Source organism: Streptomonospora nanhaiensis (genome assembly GCF_013410565.1).
GTDB classification, from domain to species: domain Bacteria; phylum Actinomycetota; class Actinomycetes; order Streptosporangiales; family Streptosporangiaceae; genus Streptomonospora; species Streptomonospora nanhaiensis.
The window spans coordinates 5,552,849-5,563,068 of the sequence record NZ_JACCFO010000001.1; the positions used below are offsets into that span (position 1 = coordinate 5,552,849).

The following is a 10,220-nucleotide window of genomic DNA, read 5'->3' on the forward strand; positions in this document are numbered from 1 at the left end:
GAGCTGTTTGCCGGGTTCGGCGGTGTGCGGTGCACGCGGCCAGGCGGCTCGCGCGTGGCGCATGTTCAGCGCGGTGCCCGGGGACGGGGCGGGAAACGGAGGGGGGGCCATGGAGGCGCGGACCGAACGGTGGGCGAGGAGGCTTGCCGAGGACTGGCCGGCGGAGGAGTCGGTCACGCGCGGCGGCTGGCGCCTGGCGTTCAGCGAGGGCGTGACCAGGCGCGCGAACTCCGCCACTCTGCTCGGTTCGCGGGAGGAGGCGCGCCAGAAAGACGGAGGCGACGGAGGTGGGGAAGCGGTCGGGCTGGAGGAGGTGGAGGCGTTCTACGCCGAGCGCGGCCGGCCCGCCTGCGTCCACGTCTGGGCCGACCAGACCGACCTCGACGCGTCGCTCGCCCGCCGGGGGTACACGGCAGAGGGCGCCACGCTGGTGATGGCCCGCGATCTGTCCGAGCGTCCGCAGCGGTCGGGGCAGGGGGAGGGCGGCGCCGAGGCCGCAGAGGTCGCCGAGGTCGCGGTGCTGCCCCGGCCCGATGACGCGTGGAACGCCCTGTGGCCCGATGCCGAGGTGGCCGCGTCCAAGGTGCCCGCCATTCTGCGGATCATGGGCCGTGTTCCGGTGATGGGCTACGCCATCGAGTCATCGGGCGCCGCGCGCGGTTGCGCGACGCTCGCGGGGGAGTGGACCGGCGTCTACGGCATGGCCACGCGGGAGGCGGAGCGCGGGAAGGGCCTGGCGGGGGCCGTCCTGGACGCCCCACTGGGCCTACGACAAGGGTGCCCGGCACGCCTACCTCCTCGTGGAGGAGGACAACGCCCCGGCGCTGCGCACCTACACGCGAGCCGGTTTCGCGGAGGTCTACGCCTACCACTACAGAGTCCGCCGCCAGGGCTGACGGGAGTCGGCGCTGACCGGCGTCCGCCCGCCTGAACCGGTTCCGCCCCAACCGGTGAAGGCAGCGACGGGGCGCCGAGGACAGCGGACGGCCGGGCCCGCGCCCATCGGCCGGTCGAGCGATGGCTGGCCGCACGACGTGGGCCCAAGGACAGCCCTCCCTCGGCGCCCACCCCTCTACCGCCACCCGCGCACGCGGGGATGGGACGATTCCGCTCGCCGTATCGCGGTGCTTGAGGAGGCCTTCCTCGTGCCGGGTGGTTTCGTGGTGGTTTGCCCGTTGCTTGTCTCGGAATGTGAGACGAAAGGCGGGCTGGGCGACGAGTTAGCGTTCTCGACCGGGCGGGGTGGCCGAAAGCGCGGACTCGTCGGCCTTGAATTCGGGTGAAACGGTCATACCGGGCGTGGGATGCGGTGTGTTGTCTCACAATGTGGTCACCGAGGGGCTTGGAGTGGGGGCTTGGGCCCTCTGAGGGCTTGGAGTGAGGGGGTAAAGCGGGCATAGGGGGTGAATCGGCGCCTTGGGGGGCGACGATCTTGGGCTTTTTGACCCCCCGTCCGGCTCTGCGTGTGGCTGGAGGGCTTCGCGGTGTCCGTCCGCTCCGACTCTCCGGTGCCCCGTTCTTCAGGCGGCGCGGTGCTCGCTCGTCCTGCCATGGTGCCTGTCCGGTCCGGGCCCTGGGGCGGGCGCCCGGCCCGCTCGCTGCTGGACTTTGGTGGCTGGCTGGCTGGCTGGCGGGTGGGGGCGGGCTGGCTCGGGCTTCCTCGTGCGCCCTCGGGGGTGGCGCGGGGCTGGTCATCGGCTTGGGGAAGCGATTTCCGGCGTCTGGTGGCCAGCGGTCAGCGGCTGGCGGTCGGCGGTCGTGGCCAGCGGCCGACGACCGGCGGCCGGTGCCCCCGCCCACGCCGTCGCCGCCTCGTTGGGGCCGGCGGGCCTGGAGGGGGAGGCGTTGCCGTCACGGCGGGACGGAGCAGACGGAACCGCACGGTATGGCTGGCGGGCATACGAAAACGGCGGCGGCCCCCGGTCGGGGGCCGCCGCCGTAACGCCTGTGGCGGGATGAACTAACGCTCCTCGTCGGCGGACGTGGCCGGTTCCTTCTGCAGCCGGCTGGTTTCGTCCTGGATCTCCGAGGCGATCTTGCGGATGGAGTCGTCATGCTTACGCATGTGATGCGCGCAGAACAGCAGTTCGCCACCGGAGTTGAGAACCACTCGGACGTACGCCTGCGCACCACAACGGTCGCAACGGTCAGCAGCCGTCAGCGGCTGGGTGGGGGCAAGGGTTCCAGTCACTTCGCCTTCCTCAATACTCGGCGCTAGTCACTCAGCACAACATCTAACCGGACGGAGAGCTTCCCAACCAGCCCTTCTGTACGCCGTCAGCGGAATCGCCCTTCTCCAGGGGGTTTTCTGGGGCATTTCGGGCCAATCGCGTGACGGATCCCACCCATGTTCACCTACTGTCACCCCTCGGTCGGGCCTGGGTGGACTTTCGGCGGACCCTTTGTGGTGCTCCCGTGGTCCTCCGGTGGTGCCCCCGGCCGCCTCCCCCCTCCCAAGCCCCCACCCCCACCCTCCCGGTGCCCTCCCGGCGGCCCGGCCCACCCCCTCCCGCGCCCCTCCGGGGCGCCTGCGGCCGCCCCCGGCGGGCCGGATTCGCCGGTGGGAACGGGGTTGTGAAGCGGCGCGGGAGCGGGGCGGCCGTAATTTAAGGTGGTAACCTCGCGCGTGGTGTGGACGTGATGATCAGGCGACCGTCCCGCCGCGGTCGGGTGAACCGCAGCCCACGGGCCTGCGACCACTCTCCGGCGGCGGAAACGCGCTCGTGTTGCGCGCGCCGCCCGGGGCGGTCCCGGGCCATTCGGCGCAGGCCACCAGGCACGCACCCCGCGTGCCGGGCGGTGCCGCGCTCCTGTCACACCGATGCGTCATGCTGGCGGCACGCGTCTGCCCGACGCGAACCGCCGCCGCCCCCGTCCGCTGTCCGCCCGCGTCCAGCGTCCGCCCGCACCCGGGCGCGCCGACCTGTCCTGCAGGAGATTCACACGTGACCGCCCTTACCGCAGCCGTCGATGAGCCCGAGGAATACTCCGCGCGGCATCTTTCGGTCCTGGAAGGACTTGAGGCGGTCCGCAAGCGTCCCGGTATGTACATCGGGTCCACGGACAGCCGCGGACTGACCCACTGCATGTGGGAGATCATCGACAACTCCGTCGACGAGGCCCTCGGCGGCTACTGCACGCGCATCGACGTGGTGCTGCACCGCGACGGCTCCGTCGAGGTCCGCGACAACGGGCGCGGCATCCCCGTCGACATCGAGCCCCGGTCCGGCCTGTCGGGCGTGGAGCTGGTCATGACCAAGCTGCACGCCGGCGGCAAGTTCGGCACCGGCGCCTACACCGCCTCCGGCGGTCTGCACGGCGTGGGCGCCTCGGTGGTCAACGCGCTCTCGGCGCGCCTGGACGTCGAGGTCGACCTCCAGGGCCACACCCACGCCATGAGCTTCCGCCGGGGCATCCCCGGCCGCTTCGCCGAGCCCGGCCCCGACGCCGACTTCACCCCGGCCAGCGGCCTGGAGAAGACCCGCCGCGTCGCCAAGAAGGTCACCGGCACCCGCATCCGCTTCTGGGCGGACCGCCAGATCTTCCTCAAGGACGCCGACATCACGCGCGAGTCCCTGCTCGACCGCGCGCGCCAGACCGCGTTCCTCATCCCCGGCCTGACCATCGCCGTGCGCGACGAGCGCGACCCCGAGGCCCCCGCCTTCGAGGAGGAGTTCCGCTTCGACGGCGGCATCGGGGAGTTCTGCGCCTACCTGGCGCCCGACGAGGCCGTCAACGACGTGCTGCGCATCCAGGGCACCGGCCACTTCACCGAGACCGTCCCGGTGCTGGACGACCAGGGCCACATGACCCCCACCGACGTCGACCGCCGGCTCGACGTCGACATCGCCCTGCGCTGGGGCACCGGCTACGAGACCACCGCCCGCTCCTTCGTCAACGTCATCGCCACCCCCAAGGGCGGCACCCACATGGCCGGCTTCGAGCGGGCCCTGGTGCGCGTGGTCAACGACCAGCTGCGCGCAACCAAGCTGCTCAAGACCAACGACGACCCCGTGACCAAGGAGGACGTCCTCGAAGGGCTCACCGCCGTGGTCACCGTGCGGCTGCCCGAGCCGCAGTTCGAGGGCCAGACCAAGGAGATCCTGGGGACCTCGGCGGCCTCCCGCATCGTCTCCCAGGTGGTGGGCAAGGAGCTGCGCACGTTCCTGACCTCCACCAAGCGCACCGAGAAGCAGCAGGCCCGCGCGGTGCTGGAGAAGATCGTCAACGCCGCCAAGGCGCGCATCGCCGCCCGCCAGCAGCGCGAGACCCAGCGCCGCAAGAACGCGCTGGAGAGCTCGGCGCTGCCGGCCAAGCTGGTCGACTGCCGCAGCGAGGGACTGGAGCGCAGCGAGCTGTTCATCGTCGAGGGCGACTCCGCCCTGGGCACCGCCAAGCTCGCCCGCGACTCCGAGTTCCAGGCGCTGCTGCCCATCCGCGGCAAGATCCTCAACGTGCAGAAGTCCTCGCTGTCGGACATGCTGAAGAACGCCGAGTGCGCGGCGATCCTCCAGGTCATCGGCGCGGGCTCGGGGCGGTCCTTCGACCTCGACGCCGCCCGCTACGGCCGGGTCATCCTGATGGCCGACGCCGACGTCGACGGCGCGCACATCCGCTGCCTGCTGCTGACCCTCTTCTACCGCTACATGCGCCCGATGCTGGAGGCCGGCCGGGTGTTCGCCGCGGTGCCGCCGCTGCACCGCATCGAGCTGACCAACATCCGCCGCAAGCGCGGGGCCAAGCCCGAGGACCGCTACGTCTACACCTACTCCGACGCCGAACTCCACCGCAAGCTGCTGGAGCTGGAGAAGAAGGGCATGAGCTGGAAGGAGCCGGTGCAGCGGTACAAGGGCCTGGGCGAGATGGACGCCGACCAGCTCGCCGAGACCACCATGGACCCCCGCCACCGCACCCTGCGGCGCATCCGGGTGGAGCACGCCGAGGAGGCCGCCAAGGTCTTCGACCTGCTCATGGGCAACGAGGTCGCGCCGCGCCGGGAGTTCATCGCCCAGGGCGCCCGCGAACTCGACCTCGCCCGCATCGACACCTGATCCGGGGCGGCGGCCGCTGCCCCCGCAGCCCCGGGAAGACGGCTTTCGGCCCCGGTCCCTCCGCCCTCGGGCGGCGCGGCCGGGGCCGCCGTCGTGCCGGGTCGGCGGGGCGGCCGCCGTGCCGTGGCGACCGGGACGGCACCCGCCGGATACGGTCAGCCCCGGGGCTCCACCGGCGGCGGCGCCCACTCGCCCGTGGCCAGGAACCGCTCGATCGCGGCGGTGTAGGGCGCGGGGTCCAGGCCCTTGGCGGCCACCCAGGCGTCGTCGTAGTAGCTGTGCCGGTAGCGCTCGCCGCCGTCGCAGATCAGCGTGACCACGCTGCCGCGCCGCCCCTCGCGCAGCATCCGCGCGACCAGGTGCCACACGCCCCACAGGTTGGTGCCGGTGGAGCCGCCCGCGCACAGGCCGGTGACGGCGTTCAGGTGGCGCATGGCCGCGATGCTGGCGGCGTCGGGCACCGGGATCATCAGGTCGATCACCGAGGGCACGAAGCTGGGCTCCATGCGCGGCCGGCCGATGCCCTCGATGCGCGAGGGCATGCCGGTGGCGTAGTCGGCGGCGCCGGTGGCCCAGCCGGGAAAGAACGCGGAGTTCTCCGGGTCGACCACGGCCAGGCGTGTGTGGTGCCGCCTGTAGCGCAGGTAGCGGCCGATGGTGGCCGAGGTGCCGCCGGTTCCCGCGCCCACCACGATCCACTCGGGAACGGGGTGGCGCTCCATGGCCATCTGCTCGAACACCGACTCGGCGATGTTGTTGTTGCCGCGCCAGTCGGTGGCCCGCTCGGCGTAGGTGAACTGGTCCATGTAGTGGTAGCCGGGCTGGGCGGCCAGGCGCTCGGCCTCGGCGTACATCTCGACGGGGATGTCCACGAACCGGCAGGTGCCGCCGTAGCGCTCGATGAGCGCGATCTTCTCGGGGCTGGTCTTGCGCGGCATCACGGCGACGAAGTCCAGCCCGAGCAGCCGCGCGAAGTACGCCTCGGAGACGGCGGTGGAGCCGGAGCTGGCCTCGACGACCGTGGTGTGCTCGTCGATCCACCCGTTGGCCAGCGCGTAGAGGAACAGGGAGCGCGCCAGGCGGTGCTTGAGGCTGCCGGTGGGGTGCACCGACTCGTCCTTGAGGTAGAGGTCGATGCCCCATTCGGCGGGCAGCGGGAACGCGTGCAGGTGGGTGTCGGCCGAGCGGTTGGCGTCGGCCACCACCTTGCGCACGGCGTCGTCCGCCCACGCGCGGGCGCGGGGGTCGCAGCGCTCCACCCAGGGCTGGTGGGAGTCGTCGGCCGGTGCGGTCATGGTCGCGACCCTACCGGCCGCCGCCCCCGCACACAGGACGGGCCCTCCCGAGGGAGGGCCCGCGTGGTCTCCGTGAGGGGTGCGGCGGTGCTCCGGCGGCCGGGGGCCGGGGGCCGGCCGGGGAGCGGACGCGGCCCGCAAGGGGGCCTAGTCCAGCGAGCCGCCCGACATCGCGGCGTGCATCCGGCGGTAGGTGGCGGCCTCGTCGTCGCGGTTCTGGCGCTCCAGCGACCGGGCGAGGGCGATGTGCGCCCAGCTGTCGCAGGGGTCGAGTTCGATGATCCTGCGGAAGGTGTCCTCGGCCTTGCCGAGCTGCGCCGAGTGGAAGTAGGCGCGGCCCAGGAGTTCGAGGATGGACCGGCTGCCGGGCTCGTCCTCGGCGATGGGCTCCAGGACGCGCGCGGCCTCTATGGGGTCGCCCAGGTCGAAGTACATCTTGCCGCGGTTGAACGTCTCGTAGGTCGTCTCCTTCACGGGCACTCCCTTCGTCCCGCATCACAACGGCGATGCGCGAGGCCCTATTCCCTGGTAAGGGCGGGCACGCGGGAGGCGGTGCCCTACAGGTCGGCGGGCGACACCCGGCCGGTGGCGACGTCGTAGACCGCTCCGGCGACCTCCAGGCCCTCGGGCAGCAGCGGGTGGTGGCGGATCCGCTCCAGGTCGCGGCGCAGCGCCCCGAGCTGGTCGCTGTCGGTGCCGAAGTCGAGGCTGCGGGTGTCGACGCCGTGCTCGCGCTCGATCAGGTCGTGGACCTCGGCGTCGCCCGACACCGAGGCCATCTTGCACCGGGTGTGCGGCATGACCAGGACCCGCGTGATGTCGAGCAGGTAGGCGCCCACCACGAGGTTGGCCAGGACGTTGTCGGTGACCCGCCCGCCGGCGTTGCGCAGGATCTTGGCGTCGCCCAGGGACAGCCCCAGCGCCGCCAGCGGGTCGATGCGGGAGTCCATGCACGTCACCACGGCCAGGCCGCGCGCGGCGCGCGGGGCGAGGTCGGCGTACCGGAAGCGGGCGGCGTAGTCGGCGTTGGCCGTGAATACGTCGTCGAATGCGCTGGTCGCAGTCTGCTCCTGGGAACTCGGCGAAACGTGTCGGTTGTCGGGGGGCGCTGGGGGCCCGCGGGGGGGGAGGGAGGAGGGCGAGCGGCGGGGCGGGCCCGGCGGGCGCCGCCGGTCCGCTGCGCGGACCGGCGGCGCCCGGGGTCAGCCGGCGGGTGTGCCCGCGGCGACGTGGGTGTCGTGGCGGCCGGTGCCGATGGTGGCGATGGCCCGCGGCAGGGGTTCGCCGGAGCCGTCGCGCCGCTGGTCGAGGTCGGGCAGCCGGATCGGGCCGCCGTCGGCCCTGGCGGCGCGGGCGGGCGCCCGCCCGACCCAGGCCAGGACGAGGGAGTCCTCGCCCTTGAGGAACCGCTGGCAGCGGACGCCGCCGGTGCCGCGTCCCTTGGCGGGGTAGACCTCGAACGGGGTGACCTTGGCCGATCCGGCCCCGGTGCCGGGCAGTTCGGTGGACCCGGCGGCGACGGTGAGCACCACGGAGTCCTCGGGCACCGACACCGCGCCGAACCAGATGGCCCGGGCGCCCTCGGGCAGCCGCACCCCGGCCACGCCCCCGGCGGGCCGGCCCTGCGGGCGCACGGTGTCGGCGGAGAACCGCAGCAGCTGGGCCTCGGAGGTGATGAAGACGAGGTCCTCCTCGCCGGTGACCAGCTGGGTGGCGCCGATGACGCGGTCGCCCTCGCGCAGGTTGATGACCTCGAAGTCGTCCTTGTTGGGCGGGGAGTCGGAGGCCACCCGCTTGACCACGCCCTGGGCGGTGCCCAGCGCGATGCCGGGACCGTCGTTGTCGAGCGCGGCGACCGACACCACCCGCTCGTCCTCGGCCAGCTCCACGAAGTCCGACACGGGCAGGCCCGAGGCGGTGGGCGGGGCGTCGGCGGAGTCGGCGGGAAGCTCGGGCAGCTCCAGCACCGGCACCCGGATGACCCGGCCGAGGTCGGTGATCACGCCGATGTCGGCCCGCGAACTGGTGGGCACCGACGCCGCGACGGAGTCGTGGCGGGTGCGCAGGCCCTCGTAGACGGGCGGCAGGCGGTCGCCGGCGGTGCGGCCCAGCAGCCCCGTGGCGCTGAGCAGCACGTGGCAGGGGTCGTCGCCCAGCTCCAGCGGGATGGCGGCGCTGCGGGTCTCGCCGGTGCTCTCCTGGAGCACGGTGCGCCGCGGCGTGGCGTACTCCTTGGCGACCTCGCCCAGCTCCTTGGAGACCAGCCGGCGCAGCTTGGTGTCGGACTCCAGGATCGCGGTCAGCTCCTCGATCTCCTTGTTGAGCTGGTCGCGCTCGGTCTCCAGCTCCAGCCGGTCGTACTTGGTGAGCCGGCGCAGGGGGGTGTCGAGGATGTAGCGGGCCTGGGTGTCGGACAGCTCGTAGGCCGACATCAGCCGCTCGCGGGCCTGGGCGGAGTCCTCGGACTCCCGGATCAGCGCGATGACGGCGTCGATGTTGAGCAGCGCCACCAGCAGGCCGGCCACCAGGTGCAGCCGCTCGCGGCGCTTGGCCCGGCGGTGCTCGCTGCGGCGCCGCACGACCTCCAGGCGGTGGTCGACGAACACCTGGAGGAGTTCGCGCAGGCCCAGCGTGCGCGGCTGGCCGTCGACCAGCGCGACGTTGTTGATGCCGAAGCTCTCCTCCATGGGGGTGAGCCGGTACAGCTCCTCAAGGACGGCCTCGGGGTTGAAGCCGTTCTTCAGCTCGATGACCAGCCGCAGGCCCTGGTTGCGGTCGGTGAGGTCCTTGAGGTCGGAGATCCCCTGCAGCCGCTTGGCCTGCACCAGCTCCTTGATGCGGCTGACGACGCGCTCGGGCCCGATGTTGTAGGGGAGTTCGGTGACGACCAGCCCGGTGCGGCGCGGCGAGACCTTCTCGATGGAGACGGTGGCGCGGGTGCGGAAGGTGCCGCGGCCCTTGACGTAGGCGTCGCGCACGCCGTCGAGGCCCACGATGGTGCCGCCGGTGGGCAGGTCGGGCCCGGGGATGAACTCCATCAGGTCGGCGAGCGTGGCGTCGGGGTGGGCGATGAGGTGCCGCGCCGCGGCGATGACCTCGCCCAGGTTGTGCGGGGCCATGTTCGTGGCCATGCCCACCGCGATGCCCGAGGCGCCGTTGACCAGCAGGTTGGGGAACGCCGCCGGCAGGACCTCGGGCTCGGTCTCCTGGCCGTCGTAGTTGGACTGGAAGTCCACGACGTCCTCGTCGATCGAGGCCACCATCAGCTGGGCCGCGCGGGCCATGCGGGCCTCGGTGTAGCGCATGGCCGCCGGCGCGTCGTCGCCGCCCAGCGAGCCGAAGTTGCCGTGGCCGTCGACCAGCGGCACGCGCATGGCGAAGGGCTGGCTCAGCCGGACCATGGCGTCGTAGATGGGGGTGTCGCCGTGGGGGTGCAGCTTGCCCATGACCTCGCCCACCACGCGGGCGCACTTGACGTGGGCGCGGTCGGGCCGCAGGCCCATCTCGTTCATCTGGTAGAGGATGCGCCGCTGGACCGGCTTGAGGCCGTCGCGCGCGTCGGGGAGCGCGCGCTGGTAGATCACCGAGTAGGCGTACTCCAGGAAGCTGCCGCGCATTTCCTCGGAGACGTCGATGTCGATGATCTTCTCGGCGAGGTCCTCGGGAGGTGGTGGAGAGGTTGTACGGGCCATGCCGGTAATTCTGTCCCCACCGGGTGACCATCGCGAACCAGGCGGTCGAGGTCGGCACGTCGCGGGGCGTTAGGATTTCGTCAAAATGCCGGTAATTTGAGTGGACCCGGATACCGGGGTGCTGGATGGGCCGCGACGATGCTCACGTTCCGTGACAGCGCCGCGGGAGCGTCCGGCGCCGC

6 protein-coding genes and 1 pseudogene are annotated in these 10,220 nt (G+C 72.4%); 2 read left to right on the top strand and 5 right to left on the bottom strand.

Features of this window, described 5'->3' with window-relative positions; translation table 11 throughout:
* Positions 1-109: 109 nt before the first annotated feature.
* Entirely contained in the window at positions 110-931 is an 822-nt protein-coding gene (locus HNR12_RS24495) for a GNAT family N-acetyltransferase, cg3035/Rv0428c family (protein ID WP_246425167.1), read from the top strand.
* 1,029 nt (positions 932-1,960) lie between these two features.
* Here the strand turns inward: HNR12_RS24495 and HNR12_RS24500 are convergent.
* Positions 1,961-2,191, bottom strand: a complete 231-nt coding sequence (locus HNR12_RS24500) for a DUF7455 domain-containing protein (protein WP_179769759.1) — start codon at positions 2,189-2,191, stop codon at positions 1,961-1,963.
* Positions 2,192-2,945: 754 nt separating this feature from the next.
* Here HNR12_RS24500 and HNR12_RS24505 point away from each other — a divergent pair.
* Positions 2,946-5,051 (top strand): DNA gyrase/topoisomerase IV subunit B, encoded by a 2,106-nt coding sequence (locus tag HNR12_RS24505; protein ID WP_179769760.1) that lies wholly within the window; start codon positions 2,946-2,948, stop codon positions 5,049-5,051.
* Between the two features lie 155 nt (positions 5,052-5,206).
* Here the strand turns inward: HNR12_RS24505 and HNR12_RS24510 are convergent, their stop codons facing one another.
* From HNR12_RS24510 to HNR12_RS24525, 4 genes and pseudogenes are all read right to left on the bottom strand, one after another.
* Complete coding sequence (locus HNR12_RS24510; protein ID WP_179769761.1) at positions 5,207-6,346, bottom strand: PLP-dependent cysteine synthase family protein; 1,140 nt, start codon at positions 6,344-6,346, stop codon at positions 5,207-5,209.
* Between the two features lie 147 nt (positions 6,347-6,493).
* Entirely contained in the window at positions 6,494-6,820 is a 327-nt protein-coding gene (locus tag HNR12_RS24515) for a tetratricopeptide repeat protein (RefSeq protein WP_179769762.1), read from the bottom strand.
* 83 nt (positions 6,821-6,903) lie between these two features.
* Positions 6,904-7,404 (bottom strand): annotated as a pseudogene (locus HNR12_RS24520) (beta-class carbonic anhydrase); the annotation flags it as partial.
* A gap of 144 nt (positions 7,405-7,548) precedes the next feature.
* The gene (locus HNR12_RS24525; protein WP_179769763.1) at positions 7,549-10,038 is read right to left on the bottom strand and encodes a DNA gyrase/topoisomerase IV subunit A; all 2,490 of its coding nucleotides are present in this window, start codon (positions 10,036-10,038) and stop codon (positions 7,549-7,551) included.
* Positions 10,039-10,220: the final 182 nt, after the last annotated feature.